The following is a 21,765-nucleotide window of genomic DNA, read 5'->3' on the forward strand; positions in this document are numbered from 1 at the left end:
GTCACTGATGCGGATCCGGCATCAGTGACGCAGCGCGTCGCGATCGTGCGCTACGCCACGGCGACCTGTCGCTCGGCCTTCGCGAGGTTCGCGATGAGTTCGTCGCGGGTCTGGCGAGCGACGTAGGCCGGCTGGTCGCGCTCGACGCGCCAGCTCGCGGCGAGCGGGCCCACGTTGACGGTGTCGAAGCCAAGCTGTTCGTAGAGATCGGTGACGAGCTGCGCGGCATCGTCGAAGTCGCTCGACGTCGCCAGCGCACGCCGGTCGGACGATCCGGCCGGCCTGCCGTCGGTGGTGATCTGCGCCGCGGTGATGTGGTTGAAGCCCTTGGCCACGCGGCTCGTCGGCAGGTGCTTCTGCAGCATGCCCGAGACCGTGTCGCGGCCCGCGTCGAGCGCGGGCACGTGGCCGTCGCGCTCCCAGTAGTAGTTGTTCGTGTCGATCACGATCTTGCCCGCGAGCGGCTCGGCCGGGATCGACGCGTAGGCCTTGAAGGGCACGGTCACGACGGCGACATCCGCCGCGGTCGCGGCATCCGTCGCCGTTGCGGCACGCGCCTTGGGGCCGAGCTCGGCGACGAGGTCGGCGAGCGTCTCGGGCCCGCGCGAGTTGGCGATGACCACGTCGTAGCCCGCTCCGATGGCCGCCCGCGCGACCTGGCTGCCGATGTGTCCTGCTCCGATGATTCCGATAGTCGTCATGGTGAGGCGAACCGCTGTCGGGTGCTCCCTGTTCCCGGCGGAAGTCGGGGGCGAGCCGCGACGCTCCCTCTTGCGGTCCCATGCAAATGGCGCTACCGTGCATCTAAACCGGTTTAGTCGCATCATCGCCGATGCTCTCCACGCACACGGCTGTGCCCCGAGGGGTCGATGACCACCGACCGGTCGACGGAGGACCTGATGAGCAATGACGCGGAACGGCCGGCAGCACGCCCGACGATCACCGACGTCGCACGCCATGCCGGCGTCAGCAAGGGGCTCGTCTCGTTCGCGTTGAACGACCGCCCGGGCGTCAGCGCCGAGACCCGCGCCCGCATCCTCGCCTCGGCGCGCGAGCTCGGCTGGACGCCGAACCTGCGAGCACGCTCGCTCAGCGTCGACCGGTCGTACGCGCTCGGTCTCGTCATCGGGCGCAGCGTCGACGTGATCGCCGCCGACCCGTTCTTCCACTCGTTCATCGCCGGCGTCGAGAGCGAGTTCTCGACCGCCGGTCAGGTGCTCGTGCTCGCGCAGGCGACCCCGGGTCGCGAAGAGACCGCGACCTACCGCGGCCTCGCGGCCGACAAGCGCGTCGACGGCGTCTTCCTCAGCGACCTGCGCGCCGGCGACGACCGCGTCGCCCTGGTGCGCGAGCTCGGCCTCGCCGCCGTCACGCTCGGCCGGCCCGACGTCGAGTCGCCGTTCCCCTCGGTGAGCGTCGACGACGGTCGTGGCATCCGCGCCGCGGTCGAGCACCTCGCCGCCCTCGGGCATCGCCGCATCGCGCATGTCGCCGGCCCGTCGACGATGCTGCACGGCCGCCGTCGCGCCGAGGCGTTCACGACGGCCCTCGTCGCCGCCGGACTCGAGCCGACAGCGATCATCGAGACCGACTTCAGCGCCGTCGACGGCGCCCGCGCCACTCGCGAGCTGCTCGGACTCGGCGCCGACCGGCGCCCGACGGCCATCGTCTACTCGAACGACCACATGGCCTTCGCCGGACTCGCGGTCGCGCAACGCGCTGGCATCCACGTGCCGCACGACCTCTCGATCACCGGCTTCGACGACACCGAGCTCGCTCGGCACACGTTCCCGTCGATCACCTCGGTCGCGACCGACGCCTTCGACTGGGGCGCCCGGTCGGCGCGGCTGCTGCTCGCGACGATCGCGGGTCAGCCGGTCGACGACGTCGAGCTCTCCGAACCGCGACTCGTCGTCAGGGAATCGACGACGACCGCCCCTGAATCCGAATCCGCGCGGCACTGACGCCGCACTCTGAAAGGAACTGGCCATGCGCCGACGAATGATGATGACCGCCGTTGCGGCGGCGGGGCTGCTCGCCCTGACCGCCTGTGCGGGCGGAGGTGATGACGGCGGCTCCGAGGGCCGTGGTGACATCACGATCTGGTACTCGAACAACGAAGCCGAGATCGCCTGGGGAAAGCAGATGGTCGAGGCGTGGAACGCTGAGAACCCCGACGAGCAGATCCGGGCGCAGGAGATCCCCGCCGGGGCCTCGAGCGAAGAGGTCATCGGCGCGGCGATCACCGCCGGAAATGCGCCGTGCCTCGTGTACAACACGTCGCCGGCCGCGGTGCCGCAGTTCCAGAGGCAGGGCGGACTCGTGAACCTCTCGGAGTTCGACGACGGCGACGGCTACATCACCGAGCGCACCGGCGACATCGCCGACCAGTACCGCTCGGCCGACGGCGACTTCTACCAGATGCCGTGGAAGTCGAACCCCGTGATGATCTTCTACAACAAGGCGATGTTCGCCCAGGCCGGCCTCGACGCCGAGAACCCGCCGCTCGCGACCTACGACGAGTTCCTCGAGACCGCTCGCACGCTCGTCGAGTCGGGAGCTGCGCCGTTCGCGATCAACCCCTCGCCCACGAGCGAGTTCTTCCAGAGCTGGTTCGACTTCTACCCGCTGTACGCGGCCCACTCGGGCGGCACGCTGCTCGTCGAAGACGGCGCCGCGACCTTCGATGACGCCAACGGCACGGCCGTGGCCGAGTTCTGGTCGACGATCTATACCGAAGGGCTCGCCGGCAAGGAGCAGTACCAGGGCGACGCGTTCGCCGACGGAGTGGCGGCGATGTCGATCGTCGGTCCGTGGGCGATCTCGGTGTACGGCGACGACGTCGACTGGGGTGCCGTGCCGGTGCCCACGCAAGACGGCATCGCCGCTGACGAGACCTTCACGTTCAGCGACGCGAAGAACGTCGCCATGTTCACGGCCTGCGACAACCAGGCCACCGCGTGGGACGTGCTGAAGTTCTCGACGAGCGAGGAGCAGGACGGCATCTGGCTCGACGAGACCGGGCAGATGCCGCTGCGCCAGAACCTCACCGAGACCTACCCCGACTACTTCGCGGCGAACCCCGCCTACGAGCAGTTCGGCGACCAGGCCGCTCGCACCGTCGAGGTGCCGAACGTGCCCAACTCGATCGAGATCTGGCAGACCTTCCGCGACGGCTACTCGAACTCGGTGATCTTCGGCGAGGAGCCGGTGGCGGACTTCCTCACCGGTGCCGCTACTGAGATCGACGAGCTCGCCCAGGGCTGATCGGAGGTCCGATCATGACCACCGTCTCAGCCCCGCCGAGCGCTGCCGCGACAGGGCCCGATGAGACGCCCCCGAGCCGCCGCCCCCGGCGGTGGCTCGGGGAGAACCCGCTCGGCCTGCTGCTGAGCGCGCCGTACCTGCTGTTCATCGGGCTGGTCTTCGCCTACCCGATCGTGTTCTCGGTGTGGATGTCGTTCCAGGACTACTTCTTCGCCGCGCCCGGCGCCGAGGTCGACCGCCCGTTCGTCGGGTTCGACAACTACATCGCCGTGATCCAGGACCCCGCCGTCTGGCGGTCGTTCGGCAACGTCGGCATCTTCCTGCTGATCAACGTGCCCCTGACGGTCGGGTTGTCATTGCTGCTCGCGACGGCGCTCGACAAGGTCGTGCACGCCCGCACCTTCTTCCGGGTGAGCTACTACGTGCCGTACGTGACCGCCTCGGTCGCCGTCGTCGCGGTGTGGCTGTTCCTGTTCAGCACGGGCGGCCTGGTGAACCAGATCCTCGGTCCGCTCGCGCCCGAGCCGTCGTGGCTCGTCAACTCGGCCCTCGCCATGCCCACGATCGCGCTGTTCGTCACGTGGAAGGGGCTCGGGTTCTACATTCTGCTCTACCTCGCGGCCCTGCAGAACGTGGGCAAGGAGCTCTACGAGGCGGCGTCGGTCGATGGCGCCGGCGCCGTGCGACGATTCTTCACGGTGACGGTTCCGGGCGTGCGCCCGGCGACCGTGCTCGTCTTCCTGCTCGCCACCATCACGGGTGCGAACCTCTTCACCGAGCCCTACCTGCTCACCGGTGGGGGCGGCCCGAACGGCGCATCGACCTCGCCCGTGCTGCTCATGTATCAGCGGGGCATCGAGCAGGGCAATCCCGACGTCGCGTCCGCGCTCGGGGTCATCCTCATCATCTTCGTACTCATCATCGCGTGGCTGCAGTACCGATTCCTCGGAGGGAGGGAGTCATGACGCGCACCAGAACGGCACTGCGCTACCTGCTCTTGGCGGTCGGGGCGTTGGTCTTCCTGTTCCCCTTCTACTACATGATCGTGGGCTCGCTGCAGACCGCACCCGACCCGACGATCGCGGGCGCGTTCCCGAATCCGGCCAACGTCACGGGCGAGAACTACGTCGCGATCAACGAACGGGTGAACCTGCTGCAGGGGCTCGCGAACTCGGGCATCTTCACCGGCGGCGTGATTCTCGGCACGGTCGTGTTCGGCACGATCGCGGGCTATGCGCTCTCGGTGCTGAAGTGGCGCGGCCGGGGGGCGACCCTCGTGCTCGTGCTGCTCGTGCAGGTGATTCCGTTCCAGCTGCTGATGATCCCGCTGTACGTGATGATCGCCCGCGACTACGGCCTGTCAGACAGCTACCTGGGCATGATCCTGCCGTTCCTCATCAACTCCACGGCGGTGCTGATCTTCCGCCAGTACTTCCTGCAGCTGCCGAGAGAGCTCTTCGACGCCGCCCGCATCGACGGCGCCGGCGAGTTCCGCATTCTGTGGTCGGTGGCTCTGCCGCTCGTGCGGCCGGCGCTGCTCACCGCGGTGCTGCTCACCTTCATCGGTCCGTGGAACGAGTTCCTCTGGCCGTTCCTCATCACCAAGGAGGCTGCGCTCCAACCGCTCGCCGTGTCGCTCGCGAACTTCATCTCGAACGTCGCGGCGTCGACGTCGAACCCCTTCGGGGCGATGATGGCCGGCGCGGTCGTTCTCGCCGCCCCGGCGGTCGCCCTGTTCATCATCTTCCAGCGCTATTTCGTCTCGAACGATCTCGGCTCTGGAGTGAAAGGCTGAAATGTCCAACCTCACCACCTCCACCACCGTTCCCTACACCCTCACCCGCGTCGGCGTCGTCATGCGTCCCGAGCCGGGCAACCTCCAAGAGGCCGAGGGCGTGCTCAACCCGGCGTCGGGCCGCGCGCCCGACGGCACGGTCTACCTGCTGCCGCGACTGGTCGCCGAGGGCAACGTCTCGCGCGTGGGTCTCGCCCGTGTCGAACTCGACGGCGGCGTGCCCGTTGGCGTCGTGCGCGAGGGCGTCGTGCTCGAGCCCGACCGCGGTTGGGAGCGCGGCGCCGAGAACGCCGGCGTCGAGGATCCGCGGGTGACGCGCATCGACGCCCTCGGCTGCTGGGTCATGACGTACGTCGCCTACGGTCCGCTGGGGCCGCGCACCGCCATCGCCGTGTCGAACGACCTGCGCGAGTGGCGCCGGCTGGGGCCCGCGCTCTTCGCCTTCGACGACGCGCTCGACATGGATCTCAACCTGTTCCACAACAAGGACACGACGTTCTTCCCCGAGCCGGTCACCGCGCCCGACGGCACGCTCAGCCTCGCGGTGCTGCACCGCCCCATGTGGGATCTCGGCGAGATCAAGCCCGGGCAGGGCGTGCGCGTTCCGGCCGGCATCGACGACACCCGGCAGTCGATCTGGATCGCCTACATCCCGCTCGAGGCGGCGCTCGCCGACATCAACGCGATCACGCTGTGGCACCAGTCGCGGCTGCTCGCGGCGCCCGAGTTCCCGTTCGAGGCGCTGAAGATCGGCGGGGGTCCGCCGCCGCTGCGCGTGCCCGAGGGCTGGCTGCTGCTGCATCACGGCGTCACCGGCACGATCGATGACAACCCCTTCGCCCAGCAGCAGAAGGTCAACTATGCGGCGGGCGCCATTCTGCTCGACGCCGACGACCCGTCGATCGTGCTCGCGCGCACCGCCGAGCCGCTGCTCGCCCCCGAGACCGAAGAGGAGCGCAGCGGCATCGTGCCGAACGTCGTCTTCCCGACCGCGATCGAAGCGATCGAGGGCGAGCACTACGTGTTCTACGGCATGGCCGACTCCCAGATCGGCGTCGCCAGGCTCGATCGCGTCGAGGGAGCATCATGAACACGGATGCCTTGCGCCGAGGTTCGTGGGTCACGATCGCCCTCGGCGCGGCCGCGGCGCTGATCCTCACCGGCAGCGTCGCCGCACCGGCACAGGCAGCACCGCTGCCGGCCCCGCTCACGAACACCGCGCACCTCGACTTCCTGCTCGACACGGCGACGCCGACGCCCGAGCCGGGGCACACGACCTACCGCCTCGCCGCCGAGCCCGAGCTCGTGCTGCCGTGGACCTATGCCGACGCCCGCGCCGGCGGCACGTTCGAGCGGGTCGGCGGCGGGCCGCTCGATCCCGCCACGGGCGACTGGGGCCAGGGCGCCTACAACGCCGACGACGTGTCGCGCGCCGCGGTGGTCTACCTGCGGCACTGGCAGCAGACCGGTGACGACGCGAGCCGGGCGAGCGCCTACGAACTGCTGCGCTCGCTCGCCTACCTGCAGACGGTCGAGGGCGAGCACGCCGGCAACGTGGTGCTGTGGATGCAGCCCGACGGCGACCTGAACCCGAGCGCCGAGCCGGTCGAGCTGCCCGATCCGTCCGACTCCGATGCGAGCTACTGGCTCGCCCGCACGATCTGGGCGTTCGGTGAGGGCTACGCGGCCTTCGCCGACACCGACCCCGAGTTCGCCGCGTTCCTCGCCGAGCGTCTGGGCCTCGCCCGCGAGGCGGTCGATCGTCAGAGCCTCGACCGATACGGCGAGTATGAGACATCCGATGGCCTGCGGGTTCCCGCATGGCTGATCGTCGACGGTGCCGACGCGACCGCCGAGGCCGTGCTCGGACTGTCGGCCTACGTCGAGGCGCAGCCCGGCGACGACGCCGCGCGCACGACGCTCGCGCGCCTCGCCGAGGGCATCGCCGAGATGGGCGCGGGCGACACGCGGGCGTGGCCGTATGGCGCGATCCTGCCGTGGGCGCAGTCGCGTTCGATGTGGCACGGGTGGGGCTCGCAGATGCCCGCGGCGCTGGCCGAGGCATCCGTGGTGCTCGACGACGCGACCCTGCTCGAACCGGCGATCGCCGACTCGACGGGATTCACGACGACCCTGCTCACCGCCGGCGGACCCGACAACGGCTGGTTCCCGACTCCGGCGGACCGGGTGCAGATCGCCTACGGTGCCGACTCGCGCGTGCAGTCGCTGCTCTCGGTGGCCGATGCGTCGGGTAGTGCCGCGTTCGACGAGCTCGCCGCGTTGCAGGCGGCCTGGTTCTTCGGCGCCAACCGCGCGGGCGAGTCGATGTACGACCCCGCGACGGGCATCACCTACGACGGCCTGCAGCCCGACGGTTCGATCAACCGCAACTCGGGTGCCGAGAGCACGATTCACGGGCTGCTCACGATGATCGCGCTCGACGACCGCCCAGCGGTCGCCGCTCGCGCGACGACGGTGACGGATGTCGCATCGCTCGACGGCCTTCGCGTCGTCGAGGCCGAGTCGGCGACGTCGACGACCGGCACCGTGCAGGCTCCGGCCTCGGCGTGGACCGGGGAGTCGCTCTACAGCGGCGACGTGCTCGTGCTCGACCGCGGCGAGGAGGCGACCTTCGACCTCGGCACCGACGACGTGCGGCGCTCGGTCGAGCCGGTCGCGTGGCTCGCTTCGGATGCCCGGGCGCGGTCGATCTGGAAGGCGGGTCGCGCGCCCGTCGGCGTGCTCGACGGCAGCGGCGAAGCACAGGGCATCAGCCCGGTGCCCGGCGTGCTGCTTCCGCGTACACTGCAACTGCCGGTGGCGGGGTGGAGCTCATCGGTCACCGCCCGCGTGCTGACCGGCACGGTCACCCTCGACGCGCTGCTCGTGCGTCCGGAGCTGTCGCGCCTCGTGTTCGAGGGTTCGGGCAAAGCGACCGAGCTCGTGCACTCGACCGCCGAGGTGCGGCAGCAGGCCGACGTCGGCTTCGCCGGCGTCGAGTCGACGGCGCGGGTGTACGACGACCGCGGTGTGCTCGTGAGCGAGCAGACGCTGCAGGGCGAAGGCTCGGTGCAGATCCCGGCAGGCGGGTTCGCGGTGGTGACGCGGTAGGGGTCGGTCGCCCCCGTCGGCCGAATGAGCACCGAAGGCGCGTATCGAGACCCACGCCGGTCTCGATGCGCGCCTCTCCGCCGGCGATGTCTCCGTTGCGAAAGTTCATTGAGGAGATGATCGTTCGGCGCGAACGCCTGTCCGACCTGCCGGCTATCGTGCCTCATTTCGATCCCGCCGAAGACTCAATTGCGTCGCGAGACTCTAAGCTGCAATCAACGCCTGCTCAGGAACCTCGTGGAGTACCCGTGAAGAAGCAAATCAATGTCGTCGGCGCAGTCGTCGTGCGGGATGACACTATCCTGGCTGCGCAGCGGAGCGCGGCGATGGCACTTCCAGGCATGTGGGAGTTCCCCGGCGGCAAGATTGAGGCTGGCGAAACTCCTCAGCAAGCGCTCGCGCGTGAGATGAATGAAGAGCTCCGCTGCACTGTCGAGATCGGCGAGCACCTCGAGACGACAAGCCACGAGTACGATTTCGGGGTCGTCACTCTCACGACCTACTACGCGACGCTTGTGGACGATGAGCCGCAGCTTACCGAGCACTCTGAGATTCGCTGGATACCGGCATCGGCCCTCGACAGCGTGGAGTGGGCGCCTGCCGACGTACCGGCTGTCGAGCGCATCATGCGTGACTTTTCCTCTGGGGCGGCGTGAGCGGCCCGGCTTCGTGAGCACAGTCCCGGGCCAGATCCGCCTCGACAACGCCTTTGGCTTCATCGATTCAACGCTGGAGTCTGATCAGATTTTCCATCCGTTGCTGGTGTCGAACCAGGGCACCAACACGATGCTGAAGTCGATCCGCGACGAGCTTCGCCGCTCGAAGCGCTTCGTGTTCTCGGTTGCCTTTGTCACTCCCAGTGCGATCGCCATGCTCAAGCAGGCACTGCTCGAATTTGCTGGCGAGGGCACGATCATTACCTCGACGTACCTGGGGTTCAACTCGCCGGCCGCGTTCCGTGAGTTGCTCAACCTGCCGGGCGTCAAGGCTCACATTCATAGGGCGCCGAAGGGCGGCTTTCACGCGAAGGGGTACCTCTTTGATCAGGAAGAGAGCCTCACTGCAATCATCGGCAGCTCGAATCTCACGGACACAGCGCTACTCACAAACCATGAGTGGAACCTAAGGTTCTCTGCGCTGCCGGGTGGCGACATCGTTGAGCAGCTCCGCCAGGCCGTTGGTGTGCAGCTGGAGGAGTCCACTCCGCTGACCTCCGCCTGGGTCGATCGCTATGAAGCGACGTATGTTCCACCGCCTCGACACACGCCCATGACCCCGGACGCCGATGACGACCCGATCCTCCCAGGTACCGTCGTCCCGAACGCGATGCAATCGGAGGCGCTCGTAGAGATCCAACAACTCCGCGACGCCGGCGAGCGGCGCGCGGTCGTAATCTCCGCGACGGGAACAGGAAAGACGATCCTCTCCGCTCTCGATGTGCGCGCTGCCAACCCTGATCGCATGCTCTTCGTTGTTCACCGTGAGCAGATTCTCGATCGCGCGATCGACGAGTTCCAGCGCGTGCTTGATGCGCCAGCATCCGATTTCGGAAAGCTCGTCGGCACTCGACGCGAACTCGACCGCCGATACGTGTTCGCCACAATCCAGTCACTATCCAGACCCGAGAATCTGCAACTTGTAGCTCCTGATGCCTTCGACTACGTGCTCATCGACGAGGTACATCGCGCGGGTGCGCGGTCCTATCAGCGGTTGATTGATTATCTTCGTCCCGACTTCCTTCTCGGCATCACGGCCACGCCCGAGCGGACCGATGACTTTAACGTCTTCGAGATGTTCGACTTCAACGTGCCGTATGAGATTCGACTTCAGAAAGCACTCGAAGAGGACATGCTCGCGCCCTTCCACTACTACGGTGTGACCGACTTCGAGACCAAAGAAGGTGAGGTCATCGATGACGCAGCTCAGCTGGGCCAACTCGTCGCCCCAGAACGCGCAGACCACCTGGTCCGGGCAATCACGACGTACGGGCACGCCGGAGTTCCAGTGCGAGGCTTGCTCTTCTGCAGTCGCAAAGATGAAGCATCCGAGCTCGCACGGCTGCTCAATGAGCGAGAAGTGCACGGCAAGCGACTCCGCACTCGCGTGCTCACTGGCGATGACACGATCGCGGCGCGCGAGGCAGCGGTCGACCAGTTAGAACGCGGCGAGCTGGACTACATCGTGACGGTCGACGTCTTCAACGAAGGCATCGACATTCCCACCGTCAACCAGGTCGTGATGCTGCGGCAGACGCAGTCGAGCATCGTCTTTACTCAGCAGCTCGGCCGCGGACTGCGCAAGGCGGCCGGCAAAGAACATCTGATCGTGATCGACTTCATCGGCAATTACACGAACAACTATCTGATTCCCATCGCACTCTTTGGCGATAGCAGCCTCAACAAGGACTCGATCCGGAAGAAGATCATCGATGCGCAAGAGGCCGGAGCGATCTCTGGCCTTTCCAGCGTCAACTTTGACAAGATCGCGCGCGAGCGCATTTTTGACTCTCTCGCGAAGACCTCGCTCGACGGTATGCAGAATCTCAAGCGCACGTTCGTGGAGCTTGAGAACCGGCTCGGCCACGCTCCACGCCTCATGGACTTTGCCCGCTTTGAAGCTGCGGACCCCACTGTCGTAGCCGCAAAGCGCGGCAACTACTGGAATCTGCTTTCGGCTTTGAAGCGGGCTGACGATTCACCGAGCCGAGCGGAAGAAGCTGTACTGACGTTCTTGTCTGCCGAACTGCTGAACGGCAAGCGCCCGCACGAACTGCTCTTGATTCGCTCCCTCCTCGACCGAGGTGTCGCTCTCATGGAAGCCGATTACGTCGCCCTGCTGAAGAAGAACGAGTGCAAGTCTGACGCCGCCACCGTTCGTTCTGTACGGCGGATCCTGTCGCTTGAGTTCTTTACCGAAGCCGAGCGCCGGAAGTATGGTGACGCTCCGATCGTTTCGCTGGTCGATGGGGTATTCCGTCTCCGCCCCGAGGTTAGTGACCTTCTGGCTGCCTCCGACACGTTCGCTGCCCATGTAAACGATGTGATTGAGACCGGCCTGTATCTCGCCCGGCACCGTCATCGGTGGACCGGGACACTCGAGGTTGGGCGACGATACTCCCGCAAGGACGCGTGCCGCCTCTTGAACTGGGACTCGAACGAGCAGAGCACAATCTACGGTTACAAGGTCGATTACCGCTCCAACACGTGCCCGATTTTCATCACCTACCACAAGGACGATGACGTTTCGGCGAGCACCCGCTATGAAGACGAGTTCATCAATGAGTCCGCCCTCACCTGGTACACCCGCAGCCGCAGGACCCTGCAGAGCAAGGAGGTGAAGGCGATCGTCGAGAATCGCATGCCGCTCTACCTGTTCGCAAAGAAGGATGACGCGGAAGGCACTGACTTCTACTACCTCGGCCAGGCCCGCTCCACCGATGCGCGCCAACAACAGATGCCGGGCGACAACGGCACGCGGTTGGATGTCGTCACGATGAAACTCGGAATGCAGTCGCCAATCGAGTCGAGTTTGTACGAGTACTTGGTGACTCGATCCGGGTCGTCGGTGCCGATGGGATAGCACTCACATCACCTCATCAACTCCGCGGACATCCCGTGCGACGCTGACAGAAGGTTGCTCGCTCTGGCCCACCGATTCGATCTCGCGGTAAATCGAACACGGCGCTTCGACGAAGTCTCGGCGGTGACCTTCAGGTTGCCTCGAGAGTCGCCTCGAACGGTAATGGCGAAAGTAGGTGGTCGATGCCTCATGCCGTCCGTGTCACAGCACCCGACCTTCTTGCTCATTCCGAGGTGGCAGCAACTGGTGAAGATACGTACGAAGACCCGAATCGCAAACGTAGACGTAGGTTCCTCGCATCCCGCGCGTGAGCAGCACCGCGTAGATGTTCCGGATGAACTGCAAGAGGTCATGGTCGTCGTATGTGATGCCGAGGGTCGGGTTGTTCTCCTTGCCCTTCGTGTCGTGGTACGAGCGGCGGTCAGCGTGGACGCGACCGGTGGTGGGGTCCAGGCGAAGGTCCTGACCGATGATGACGCCGGCGTAATTCAGGTCGTAGCCCTGCACTGTATGGATCGAACCGACCTCGTCGATCGAGCCCGGTGGGTTGATCCAGTCGACAGCGGTACCGTTCCACCGCAAGGCGATGCCATCGAGCTCGATGTCGAATTTCGAAGCATCCTTCCGACTCCTCCACGGCCACGCATAGCCGGCGACCAAACGCGCGAGCCCGTGTTCGCGATCCCTCGCGCGAATGCTGTCGTGCATCTCACCAAGGTCATCAAAGACCCGGAGGTCGTATCCCGGGAAGTTCCTCGGCTCAGTCGCCTCGGCTCGGAGGATCCGTCGGATGTAGTCGATGTAGTCGGCGCCGCCCGCCACGCGCATCTGGGAAGCCAGCGGGTAGAAGCGCTGCGCCGTCTTCGCGTCCTGCACGAGCGGAGTGAGTATGCGAGCGGGAAGGTCGGCAGGCCGAACGCTCTGGGCTTCGTCCAGGAGGAAGACTTGATGGCGGCTCTTCGACCGGATCCAGTCGAGTTGAGTCTTCGAGAGGTCGTCATCGCCGTACAGCCGGAGATTGTTTTCCTTGAACTTCTTGTTCAGCACCCCGGTCGGCTGGTTGGCACGCTGGTTGAGCCGGTGGGTCTCATCGACCACGAGGAGGTCGAAGTCCTCGTCCGACGCCCCGACATCGAACGGCGTCAACACGAGATTCCGCGCCAGTCCAGGGGTCTTGGCGAACACCTTCTGGATGGACTTCCGTAGGGACTGCTGAGGCACGACGATGCCGATCCGGAAGTCGCGAAGCAGGTCAGCGTAGCCCTCCAAGAAGAAGTCAGAGAAGAGCGAATCTGATTCGGGACGGTCGTCGGGGTTCGAGTTCTGGATGTCGCGAAGAAGCTTCATCAGGAAGACACCGACAATCGTCTTCCCGGTGCCGGGATCGCCTTGGACAACGATGGTGCTCCGGCCACCATGCTCCAAATCCTCGAACAGCCCCTCGAGGATGCCCTCCATGGCGACGGCTTGCTCTTGGTTGAGCGCCTTGAATGGCGAGAGCTTGAACACGTCGCTGTTCTCGATCTCCGGGATGTCCCGAGTGAACATTCCCGCTGCGCGGAGCTGCTCGAAGATCTCATCGAACGTCGCCCGGTATCGGACGCGGTCGTAGTAGTCGGCGTCGGTGATGCCCTCGTTGCGGTTCACGACCTTGTACTTGCCATCGCCGGCGAAGAGCCGGATGAGGTACGACTCAAGGTCGAGGCATACGGACTTATTGAACGTCTCGTCGATGACGATGCGAACTGCGCTGAGATGCTTCTTCGTCTCAGAGTCGAGGTGCTGACGGAGCCGCCCGATTCCGTTCACTGTCTCTCCGACGTAGATGTCGCCGTCGCTGCTGAGCGTGTACACAACGGGCCAGTTCGCATGCCGCCCATCTGGCTCGGCCCACGTCTTCACCGCGTGTTTCGAGAATGGAAAGTGCTCGATCCTAAAGCTGGTCATACTTCGTGCTCCGCCCACGCGATTGATCTGCCGGGTACTTCACGCGCGTGACTTCGAGCTTGTCGAGGACGATCTGGTCGGCGTCGACGTCGAGCTTGTCCGCGAGTAGGAGGCAATAGGTCAGCACGTCGGCAAGTTCCTCGGTGACGCGCGCATGATCGGTGGAGTCATCCCACTGGAAGCACTCGAGGAGTTCTCCCGCTTCGATACTGATACTCTTCGCGAGGTTCTCCGGGGAGTGGAATCGGTCCCAATCGCGCTCCGCGACGAACTGACTCAAGGCAGTGTGCACCGGACGGCGCTCGTGCTCGTCACTTCCCTGTTCCCTGCCCTCACGATGCTCTGGATCGCATATCAAGCTCTCACGCTTGAGAATGGCCGAGACGATCTCAAGGTCACGATCCCGGTCGCGGTCGATCGTTCTCCCCTTGAGCGGGAAGTCCGTCGCTGAGATGGTGACCAGTCGCAATCCGTGCTCAGGAATGAGGAGCCTGCGCCGGTCATCGTAGAGAGCGCGCTGCATGCCGCGATGAACGCCAGACACGGTCAGGACATCCGGCTTGTCAAAGTGCGGTGTCACCTCTGTGTGCTGGGACTCGGCGAACTCCACCACCAATCGTTCCGCTTCCCAATAGCCATCCACCGGCAGCGCGACGCGTCGCCCGGTCGCAGGTGATGTGTCACCACGCAACCACTCGAACCGGTGCTGACGTGAGCATTTGGCACCAATGACCTGGTCACAGAGATCGAGCACATAGTGCTCATCGCTATTCGCCCGTCCCGCCATGATCGGAAGCATAGGGCTCGCTCGAGAAGTCTCGCACGGAGCCGCGCCCACGGGCCGGGCGCCGCTCGCTTGACCCTCGTAGATCAGCGCGAATTGGTTGCCCCGCGCAACAGCTTCTCCCACTGCTCTTGAAAGTTGCCGGCGGGATCTAGGTGGCGAGCAAGCTCGGCCAGCTCATGTTGGACTACTCTCAACCTTTCACTCGACGAAGCAGAATCCAAGTCTCGTTCGAACGCTGCGAACCAAGTCGAGAAGGTGGAGTCGTAGTGTTCGGCAAAGGTCGCATACCCGATGGGCCCGGCGCTGGCGTCGCCCGCTCGCATCTTCTCAGCGATCGCTCGTTGTTCCTCTCGCCATACCATGAGTCGCCGATCGTCATAAAGATCAGATGCGAAAGCACTCCCGACTGCTCGAAGAGTCGCGGCCACAGGACGCGTAGTGTCGTCCGCCTTGAATCGTCCCATCCCTATGTTGTCGTAGATCGTCTCGACGATGCACCAGTATCGGGCTAAGCGGTACATGGTGCCCGAACGCGCAATCTTCTGGCGGGATGCGTCCGCACCAGACAGGTAGAAGAGGAATCCCCGATTTCGGATGTTGTCGATGCGATCCCCAAGATCAAGGGCGGCCGCCAGCAGGGGCTCCCGGATGCGATCTAGTTCAGTCCTTGCGGATACTTCCTGCTCTTCGCGGCGCGCCTCTTGGTCCAACTCTGCCTTATATCGCGCAACGTCCATCTCAAGGTGCCGTTGCTTTTCCACGAGCTGGCGGTTGGCATCCACAGTTCGTTGATCTCTCAGAAAGCTGACAACCGAGTTGATCAGCGCGACGACGAGTGAAACAACTGCTGCAACTAAGGCGATCAGCACGCTGGTGTCCATGGCCACAGATAACAGGTGTCGGGAACGCGCCGTCAAGGCGCAAACTTATGGTGTTGCCTCCATTTCGCTCTGGCGGGCCTTCGTCACACCTCCTCTCGCCGACGCGTCGCCTTCCCACGAAGGATCACACGCTCGAACTAGCTGCTGGATCGAGGAACCATGGACGAGTGCGAAGCGCTCGTCGCACGGCGGGATCCATCTGACCGGGTCGGAAGATCACCGCGCGCCGTTTAGTCGTGCACGTGGGCCTGGTGAGAAATCTTGGCCGTTATCGCCCAGCCCCCTCCAACTTCCGTCGCCGACCGTGCCAGCATGTTTGCATGCCAGGAACGAAGCGTCTTCGAGTTGACTACATTCCGAGCGCATCGGTGGTCCCGGTAATCACTGTCAAGGAGTCCGACGACCTGAGCCTCGCGCGAACGCTCATGGAGCTGTATGGCTTCTCGCAGCTTCCCGTGATGCGCGGCAAGCGCCCGGTCGGTGTTGTGAGCTGGGAGTCGATCGGCAAAGCACTCCTTAGGAATCCGACCGCAGGACTCTCGGATTGCATCGATCGCCAGGTAGAGATCAGGAAGCAGGGCGACGACCTGTTGGACTCGATAGCTTCAATCAGCGCCAGGGGATACGTCCTAGTCGAGAACAACAATCGAAGCATCTCCGGCATCATCACGAGTGCCGACCTAGGGGAGGCGCTCGGTGATATTGCAGGCCCATACTTACTCCTTTCGGAGATTGAGGAGATCCTCCGCGACATCGTAGGCGCACTCCTCGCGACGGGCGACCTTACTGAGGTTGACATCGGGAACGCACTCGCAGATGAGACCAAAGGGTTTGGCGGCGACCCTGCCTCGCTCACGCTCGGCGAGCTCGCAAATGTCCTAGCCACCGACGTTGCATGGCAGGCGCTTGACACGAGCTACGATCGGTCGACAGTGAACCGCACAATCGGCGATGTGAGCAAGCTCCGAAATCAGGTCATGCATTTCCGGGTGTTGGACGATGCCGACAAGGACCTGTCGAAACGGCTCCCATTCGTCCGAGACGTCCTTCGAAACCTGTCAGAGGAGTTCGGGTCCATCGGGCCGCTCGGCGCGGTCGCGACCTACGTCTCGACCACCGGCGTCGTCGAGGCGACAGTGCCATAATCGCGCCCGGGCACTGCCTCGATACGAGGTGCAGCACCGTGCCCACCGCAGGTGCGATCGCATCAACGTCGCGCATAGCCGCCATCTGATTGTGGGTGGCCAGTACGCTCGACCGTGTGCACACCGCCGACCTGATCCGCCTGTACCCCGAGGTGTTCCACATGGCCGTCGACGGGAGTTGGCCGTCGATCGAACGACATGGCCTCCTGTCATCGGCGACGATCGTAGAGCAGTGGGAGGTCGCCCCTGATGCACGTCGCGAACGGCTACTCTCCGAGCGCCGCGACGAGTCGTACGTACTCGAGCATCCGATACACGGAGGAGTTGCCGTCGTTCGCGACCAGAAGCCCATCCACGAGCCCTCACTCGCCGAGGCACTCGACGACATGGCTCCAGTGGATTGGTACGACGAACTGAACTCGCGCGTCTTCTTCTTTCTGCAGCGACATCGGCTCATCGGGCTGCAGGGCGCACGGTCGTACCGCAAGGACATCCACACCGTAATCACGCTGGACACCGCGACCCTGGTCGAGCGCTACGAGTCGTCGATCGAGCTCTGCGCCATCAACTCAGGGTTCGCGCAACCTCACAACAAGGCTCGGCGCGGATCGAAGACCTTCCGATCGATCCACGACTACCCCCACCCCGAACGGGCGGAACCGCGACAAAACGGATATGACGTTGCGGAACTTACGGTTCGTGGCGGCGTGACAGATCTCGATGGCCTCGTCGTCCGGGTCGACCGCATGCACGAAGGCGACGTGATCGAACGCCTCGTGTGAGTACGACGCCGCGTCCTCAGTTGCTGGTGCGTGCGCGCGACTGAAGCGAGCGACCGCGGGGTTCTACTCGGATGACGTACCGACGCGGATGACCGCGAACCCAAGTCCGTCGAGCAGCTTGGCGACCGTAGCGCTTCCGCCACTGAAGTCGCGGGCCTTCAGCGCAGTCCCGTGCTGATGAAAGTGTGCCGCGCCGACGATTGCCTTGGAGTCATACCGCTCCCCGGCGAATTCAAGGAAGTACTCTCTTGCCTCGCGAAATCCGTACTTCTCGAGGAACGCGGCACGACCCAGTCGATCGAACTCCTCGATCGCGTCGAGAACGGATTGACGGTCGGTTACGTCGGAAAGAGCCATATGGTTCACGCTACGCGGAGCGCACCGAATCTGACCGTCAGCCCACGAGATCGCCGAGCGCCGCCCGCAGCGTGAATCGCACCTCCTCGGCGATCTGACGCATCGCCGCCGGCACGGGCGAGTCGTCCTTCGGTGATCGACCGAGCCTGCTGAAGAAGTCGCCGACACTGCTGCCCCGAGTGATCGCGCGGTACGCGTCAGGCAGAGTGTCGACATGCGCGCCGCCATCGTGGTGGGCGAGCCAAAGCACGACATCACGGCGCGATGCCTCGGTGGCCTGATTGTCGAAGATCCGCGGTATCTGCCACCAGTAGTTGAAGCCCACCCGGTGCGGGCCCAAAGGCACCTGATGGAACGCCGGCAACCATGTCGAGACCGACTCACTCGGGATGACCGTGAGCAGCGACCCGACCGGGGCGACACCACGTTCCTTCGCCAGCCTGACCACCCGTGGCCCGCTCGGGATCGTGCCATCCGCCCACGGCAGAATCTGCGTCATCCCCATTCGAGTGAGCAGACCGGTGCTGACCGTGGTGTCGTAGGCGAGCACTCGTACCGCGATTGCCAGGCGTTTCGCTTCGGCATGAGTGCCGGCGTCGTAGCGCTCGCAGCTCGCGTCGATGAACCCGAGTTGGTCGCGAAGGTGCTCGAGGTGCTCATCGGAGATCGCCAGATCGGGTCTCAGGCGCTCCCAGCGCCGTATACGCCGAGCCGCATCCGGCCTGCTTGCAGGCGGCGTCGGAGTCGGTGGGTCGGCACGCTCGAGCGCGTCGAGGATGGAGACCAGTTCGTCCATGTCCTCTGCTCCATAGATCTGCAGGTCGCTGAGGGTCAGGCCGTCGTCGGCTCGCCAGTACTCGTCTGCCACGCTCCGAACCTACTGTCGGCCCGAGTCTCGGGGTCCCATTTGCTGGCAAGGACGCACCCCACCTTCGGGGGATTCCGCGGCCCTGATTCGTCGGTGAGTCGCGGAGAACGAGTCCCGTTACCTGTCTCGCCGAACCTTCCGCATCGGTCAGAAGGTGATCACGGCCCCGACCGGAGCATGGTCTCCGAGCTTGCCGCCGAGGCCGCTCTCCTTCTCCATGGGAACTCGCTTCTTGCCGCACAGGGCGATGATGTGGTCGATTCGGCGGAGCTTCTCCGATCCGCCTCCGCCGGTCACGATCGAGAAGCCGAGGCTCCGCGGGAACGGCGGCAGGGTCTTGCTCCACACGCTGCGCGTCAGCGAGTCGGGGCCGGTGTTCAGGTCTCCGGCGAGCAGCCAGGCGATGCGACCCGCCGCGGCGTCCTGCAGCTGCTGCGTGACCTGGGGCTGATTGCGCAGGCCCGCGAGCTTCGCGACCGCGACCTTGCTCGCGCCGGGCGCGGCCAGCGCCGTCGCTGACGGCCACCGGGCGACGCGGTCCGCCGCGCCATCAGGCGTCACATGCCACGAGTAGGCCCGCAGGGGCTTGCGAGTCAGCAGGTTGTCGAAGCCGGCCGTGAGCGGCGGGTTGTCCATCGCGAACATCGGATTCAGCCGCACCGGCGGCCGGACGGTGCGGGTCCTCGTCGTCTGCTCGAGCACCGGCTCCCAGGCGTAGTTGACGTCGAAGTCCGGGCCATCGGTCAGCCGCAGCACGTGAGGGTTCCAGATCATCAGGTAGGCGTTCTTGCTCGAGTGCTTCGGCCCCTCGTCGGGGCTCAGCCACCACTCCCAGCCGTTCGTCGTCAGTGCCTGGAGGAAGACGTTGTATGGCGTCAATGCGCCCGCTGCATGCTGGCGCGAGGCCTCCTGGATGAGCACGAGATCGTGGAAGGCCTCGTGGCTCGGCGGGCCCCAGACGAGTTCGGCGATGCGGTCGAGTTTCGCGTCGGTCGCCGACGTGGTGCAGTTCCAGGTCGCGACGTACAGGTCGTTCAGGTCGCTCGTCGGTGGGACGGCAGGTCGCGGGGTGTACGTCACCACCATGCGTCATCCGCGCCGAGCTGGAGCGTGTGCGGTACGAGCGGGAGGTTTCCGTTGTCGACACTGGCAACGATCTTGTCGTTCTTCCGCACGCTGATGCGGTCGATGAGCTGCCAGAAGTTCACCACGACCGGCTTCGTCGAGGCGTTGGTGAAGGTCTGCACGACCGTGCTCGTGGACTCCTCGCGCACCGAGACGGTGTCGGTGCGCTGACTCGTCTCCGACATCGATGCCGAGGCAGACGCAGAGAACGGCCCCCATCCGGCGGAGATGTCGAACCCGATCTCCTTCGTCGCCTCTTCAGACTTCGATGAGCTCGAGCTCACGCCCGACGACTGCCTGAGCAGCTTCTCGAGCCGTGCACCCGGAGGCAGCGAGAAGGAGTCGGGCGTCTTCCGCCAGAACTGCTCACGAGTGAACGTGACGACGACTTTCGCGTCCTTCGGTGTAGGGAACCGCCCGATCCCCACGAGCCACGGCGCCGTGTCGGTCGGCAACGGTTGCGCTGCTGACGCCACGGGCGGTGGCGGCACCGTGTTCGGCGCCGCGAGCGTCCACGGGGCGGCGGTCAGGGTCGCCTTCGACGCATAATCCTCCACGATGATCGCCCCACTCGTGTGCACCGCGAGTCGGATGGTCGGCTCCGACACGAGCACCTTCGTGCCGCCGCCCGGCTCGACGGTCTCGATGAAGCGAACGACGGTGACCCCGTCGACGGTCGAGACGGCGAACGCGTCGACCGCAAGCGAGAGCAGGTTCGACACCGTGACCACGATGGGCGCGGGTTCGGCAGGCGGCGTCGCGCTCGACGCGTCTGCGGATGCCGCGCCCGGCGCATCCGCGAATGTCGCGCCCGCGGCATCCGTCGACTCCTTACGCGTCGAACCGTTTGGTGTCGGCTCGATGCAGGGTGCCGCACCCGATGGTGGGAACGTGCCGCCGGATGTGTCGTACGCGACGGGGATCGACGGCGGGATCGCCGTCTCGATCATCGCCTTGAGCGTGAACCCGGGTGCCTGGATCGCGTATTGGTCGATGAGCTGCCAGAACAGCACGATCTCCCCGGCCGTCGTTTCGTTGCGCAGTTCACGCACGAGCGTCGCCTCGGTCTCCTCCGTGATGGTGACCTCCGATGACGTGGAACTGCTCCTCGACATCGAGGCCGAGAGCGACGCCGAGATCGGACCCCACCCGGCGGAGGCCGTCGCCCCAACCTGCGTCGCGGTCACCCCCATCTCGCTCGACGAGGTCGTCAGGCCGTTCAACTGAGAGGTGGTGACGTTCAGCGACGAACAGCCGGGCAGCGATGTGGAGTCGTCGGACTTGCGCCAGAACTGGGATCGCACGACGACGAACCCGTTGTCGAGCCAACCGGCCCCGACGAGCACCGGTGGCGAGTCGGCGGGCAGCGGCGACCCCGCGTTCTGCGGCGTCGGTCGAATGCCCGGTTCCCCCGGTAGACCGGGATTGTTGACCGGCTGGAGCAAGCTGGAGCCGATCGTGTGCGTGTCTGCGGGCGACGCGCTGAACGTGACGACGTATGCTCCGGTCACCGCCTCGATCGCGACGTACGTAAAGGTCCCGCTCGCCGGCGGGGTGATCAACTGCTGCGTCGGTTGCGGCACGATGCGGCCGTTCTTGTCCTTGGTGTACGAGGCGCCCTTGATCTCGGAGACGACGAACCGATGCTCGTCTTCCGCGATCATGAACAGCCGAAGCTTCACCGGCAGCTCGTTGACCAGAGTCCAGGATGCGTCAACTGCTGGTTCGATCAGCGACGGATCGCCAGCGAGCCAGGCCGCTCGCCGCTGCTCGTCGCTCGGCGGTGGAACCGGTGCGAAGCCATCGCCCGCAAGGCTCCACCGCCCGTACAGCGCTACGTGCGCAGGAATGATGTCCACTCGCCGTCCCCCTCGGCTCTCGAGCCCTGCGGGTGCGCACCTGATCCGGCGGTCCGGCGTCGTCGGCGGCCGCGGTGAGGTTCGCCACGACCCGGCAGTCGTCGTTCCTCCGGGAAGTTGCACCGCAGCGACTTCGCTCCGGTCGCCCGATCGCCCCCAAACGGTGCGGTGCGATCCTGTCTGGTCGGTACCCTAGCCCTGATCCTGCGGAGGCGTCCACCTCCCCACGCCCAGGAAACCCAAGCGAATGAGCGCGGCCACG

At 65.3% G+C, this 21,765-nt stretch carries 18 protein-coding genes; 10 read left to right on the forward strand and 8 right to left on the reverse strand.

Annotated features, from left to right (window positions below):
- Positions 1 to 50 precede the first annotated feature (50 nt).
- Positions 51 to 959, reverse strand: a complete 909-nt coding sequence (locus tag LSF15_RS15140; protein ID WP_308188481.1) for an NADPH-dependent F420 reductase — start codon at positions 957 to 959, stop codon at positions 51 to 53.
- Between LSF15_RS15140 and LSF15_RS15145 the strand changes: the two genes are divergently transcribed.
- The 8 genes from LSF15_RS15145 to LSF15_RS15180 all read left to right on the forward strand — a co-directional run bounded on the left by LSF15_RS15145 (position 900) and on the right by LSF15_RS15180 (position 11,752).
- Positions 900 to 1,964, forward strand: a complete 1,065-nt coding sequence (locus LSF15_RS15145; protein ID WP_232499391.1) for a LacI family DNA-binding transcriptional regulator — start codon at positions 900 to 902, stop codon at positions 1,962 to 1,964. The two genes, LSF15_RS15140 and LSF15_RS15145, sit on opposite strands and share 60 nt — an antisense overlap.
- Before the next feature lie 25 nt (positions 1,965 to 1,989).
- Positions 1,990 to 3,267 (forward strand): extracellular solute-binding protein, encoded by a 1,278-nt coding sequence (locus tag LSF15_RS15150; RefSeq protein WP_232499392.1) that lies wholly within the window; start codon positions 1,990 to 1,992, stop codon positions 3,265 to 3,267.
- Positions 3,268 to 3,281: 14 nt separating this feature from the next.
- On the forward strand, positions 3,282 to 4,232 hold the full coding sequence (locus LSF15_RS15155) for a carbohydrate ABC transporter permease (RefSeq protein WP_232499393.1): 951 nt from the start codon (positions 3,282 to 3,284) through the stop codon (positions 4,230 to 4,232).
- Positions 4,229 to 5,062 (forward strand): carbohydrate ABC transporter permease, encoded by an 834-nt coding sequence (locus LSF15_RS15160; protein ID WP_232499394.1) that lies wholly within the window; start codon positions 4,229 to 4,231, stop codon positions 5,060 to 5,062. The genes LSF15_RS15155 and LSF15_RS15160 overlap by 4 nt, the downstream gene beginning before the upstream one ends.
- A 1-nt stretch (position 5,063) precedes the next feature.
- Entirely contained in the window at positions 5,064 to 6,152 is a 1,089-nt protein-coding gene (locus LSF15_RS15165; protein ID WP_232499395.1) for a glycoside hydrolase family 130 protein, read from the forward strand.
- Positions 6,149 to 8,173, forward strand: coding sequence for a hypothetical protein (locus LSF15_RS15170; RefSeq protein ID WP_232499396.1), 2,025 nt, complete (start codon positions 6,149 to 6,151; stop codon positions 8,171 to 8,173). Before LSF15_RS15165 ends, LSF15_RS15170 begins: the two co-directional genes overlap by 4 nt.
- Before the next feature lie 248 nt (positions 8,174 to 8,421).
- The gene (locus LSF15_RS15175; protein WP_232499397.1) at positions 8,422 to 8,829 is read left to right on the forward strand and encodes a (deoxy)nucleoside triphosphate pyrophosphohydrolase; all 408 of its coding nucleotides are present in this window, start codon (positions 8,422 to 8,424) and stop codon (positions 8,827 to 8,829) included.
- Positions 8,804 to 11,752: a DEAD/DEAH box helicase gene (locus LSF15_RS15180; protein WP_232499398.1), complete on the forward strand. Its 2,949-nt coding sequence runs from the start codon at positions 8,804 to 8,806 to the stop codon at positions 11,750 to 11,752. Before LSF15_RS15175 ends, LSF15_RS15180 begins: the two co-directional genes overlap by 26 nt.
- Positions 11,753 to 11,953: 201 nt before the next feature.
- Here LSF15_RS15180 and LSF15_RS15185 read toward each other — a convergent pair whose 3' ends face one another.
- From LSF15_RS15185 to LSF15_RS15195, 3 genes are all read right to left on the reverse strand, one after another.
- Positions 11,954 to 13,699, reverse strand: coding sequence for a DUF2075 domain-containing protein (locus tag LSF15_RS15185; protein WP_232499399.1), 1,746 nt, complete (start codon positions 13,697 to 13,699; stop codon positions 11,954 to 11,956).
- Positions 13,686 to 13,991 (reverse strand): nucleotide pyrophosphohydrolase, encoded by a 306-nt coding sequence (locus LSF15_RS15190; protein ID WP_232499463.1) that lies wholly within the window; start codon positions 13,989 to 13,991, stop codon positions 13,686 to 13,688. The genes LSF15_RS15185 and LSF15_RS15190 overlap by 14 nt, the downstream gene beginning before the upstream one ends.
- A gap of 578 nt (positions 13,992 to 14,569) precedes the next feature.
- Positions 14,570 to 15,367 (reverse strand): hypothetical protein, encoded by a 798-nt coding sequence (locus LSF15_RS15195; RefSeq protein ID WP_232499400.1) that lies wholly within the window; start codon positions 15,365 to 15,367, stop codon positions 14,570 to 14,572.
- A gap of 320 nt (positions 15,368 to 15,687) precedes the next feature.
- On the opposite strand from LSF15_RS15195, the gene LSF15_RS15200 reads away from it, so the two are divergent.
- A complete protein-coding gene (locus LSF15_RS15200; protein ID WP_232499401.1) occupies positions 15,688 to 16,512 on the forward strand; it encodes a CBS domain-containing protein in 825 nt (274 codons plus the stop codon).
- A 116-nt stretch (positions 16,513 to 16,628) separates the two neighbouring features.
- A complete protein-coding gene (locus tag LSF15_RS15205) occupies positions 16,629 to 17,294 on the forward strand; it encodes a DUF7002 family protein (RefSeq protein ID WP_232499402.1) in 666 nt (221 codons plus the stop codon).
- A gap of 63 nt (positions 17,295 to 17,357) precedes the next feature.
- Here the strand turns inward: LSF15_RS15205 and LSF15_RS15210 are convergent, their stop codons facing one another.
- From LSF15_RS15210 to LSF15_RS15225, 4 genes are all read right to left on the reverse strand, one after another.
- A complete protein-coding gene (locus LSF15_RS15210) occupies positions 17,358 to 17,651 on the reverse strand; it encodes a ScoMcrA-related endonuclease (protein WP_232499403.1) in 294 nt (97 codons plus the stop codon).
- 37 nt (positions 17,652 to 17,688) lie between these two features.
- Complete coding sequence (locus LSF15_RS15215; RefSeq protein WP_232499404.1) at positions 17,689 to 18,519, reverse strand: hypothetical protein; 831 nt, start codon at positions 18,517 to 18,519, stop codon at positions 17,689 to 17,691.
- A 147-nt stretch (positions 18,520 to 18,666) separates the two neighbouring features.
- Complete coding sequence (locus LSF15_RS15220) at positions 18,667 to 19,605, reverse strand: endonuclease/exonuclease/phosphatase family protein (protein WP_232499405.1); 939 nt, start codon at positions 19,603 to 19,605, stop codon at positions 18,667 to 18,669.
- Positions 19,596 to 21,503: a hypothetical protein gene (locus tag LSF15_RS15225; RefSeq protein WP_232499406.1), complete on the reverse strand. Its 1,908-nt coding sequence runs from the start codon at positions 21,501 to 21,503 to the stop codon at positions 19,596 to 19,598. The genes LSF15_RS15220 and LSF15_RS15225 overlap by 10 nt, the downstream gene beginning before the upstream one ends.
- Positions 21,504 to 21,765: the final 262 nt, after the last annotated feature.

Source organism: Agromyces humatus (assembly GCF_021228295.1).
Classification (GTDB): Bacteria; Actinomycetota; Actinomycetes; order Actinomycetales; family Microbacteriaceae; genus Agromyces; species Agromyces humatus.

Excerpts from the sequence above, each read along its gene's own strand:
- LSF15_RS15140 (WP_308188481.1), bottom strand. The coding sequence starts at position 959 with ATGGCGTGCGACGTCGGTGATCGTCGGGCGTGCTGCCGGCCGTTCCGC.
- LSF15_RS15155 (WP_232499393.1), top strand. The coding sequence starts at position 3,282 with ATGACCACCGTCTCAGCCCCGCCGAGCGCTGCCGCGACAGGGCCCGAT.
- LSF15_RS15145 (WP_232499391.1), top strand. The coding sequence starts at position 900 with ATGAGCAATGACGCGGAACGGCCGGCAGCACGCCCGACGATCACCGAC.
- LSF15_RS15210 (WP_232499403.1), bottom strand. The coding sequence starts at position 17,651 with ATGGCTCTTTCCGACGTAACCGACCGTCAATCCGTTCTCGACGCGATC.
- LSF15_RS15195 (WP_232499400.1), bottom strand. The coding sequence starts at position 15,367 with ATGGACACCAGCGTGCTGATCGCCTTAGTTGCAGCAGTTGTTTCACTC.
- LSF15_RS15160 (WP_232499394.1), top strand. The coding sequence starts at position 4,229 with ATGACGCGCACCAGAACGGCACTGCGCTACCTGCTCTTGGCGGTCGGG.
- LSF15_RS15170 (WP_232499396.1), top strand. The coding sequence starts at position 6,149 with ATGAACACGGATGCCTTGCGCCGAGGTTCGTGGGTCACGATCGCCCTC.
- LSF15_RS15150 (WP_232499392.1), top strand. The coding sequence starts at position 1,990 with ATGCGCCGACGAATGATGATGACCGCCGTTGCGGCGGCGGGGCTGCTC.
- LSF15_RS15200 (WP_232499401.1), top strand. The coding sequence starts at position 15,688 with ATGCCAGGAACGAAGCGTCTTCGAGTTGACTACATTCCGAGCGCATCG.
- LSF15_RS15165 (WP_232499395.1), top strand. The coding sequence starts at position 5,064 with ATGTCCAACCTCACCACCTCCACCACCGTTCCCTACACCCTCACCCGC.
- LSF15_RS15220 (WP_232499405.1), bottom strand. The coding sequence starts at position 19,605 with ATGGTGGTGACGTACACCCCGCGACCTGCCGTCCCACCGACGAGCGAC.
- LSF15_RS15185 (WP_232499399.1), bottom strand. The coding sequence starts at position 13,699 with ATGACCAGCTTTAGGATCGAGCACTTTCCATTCTCGAAACACGCGGTG.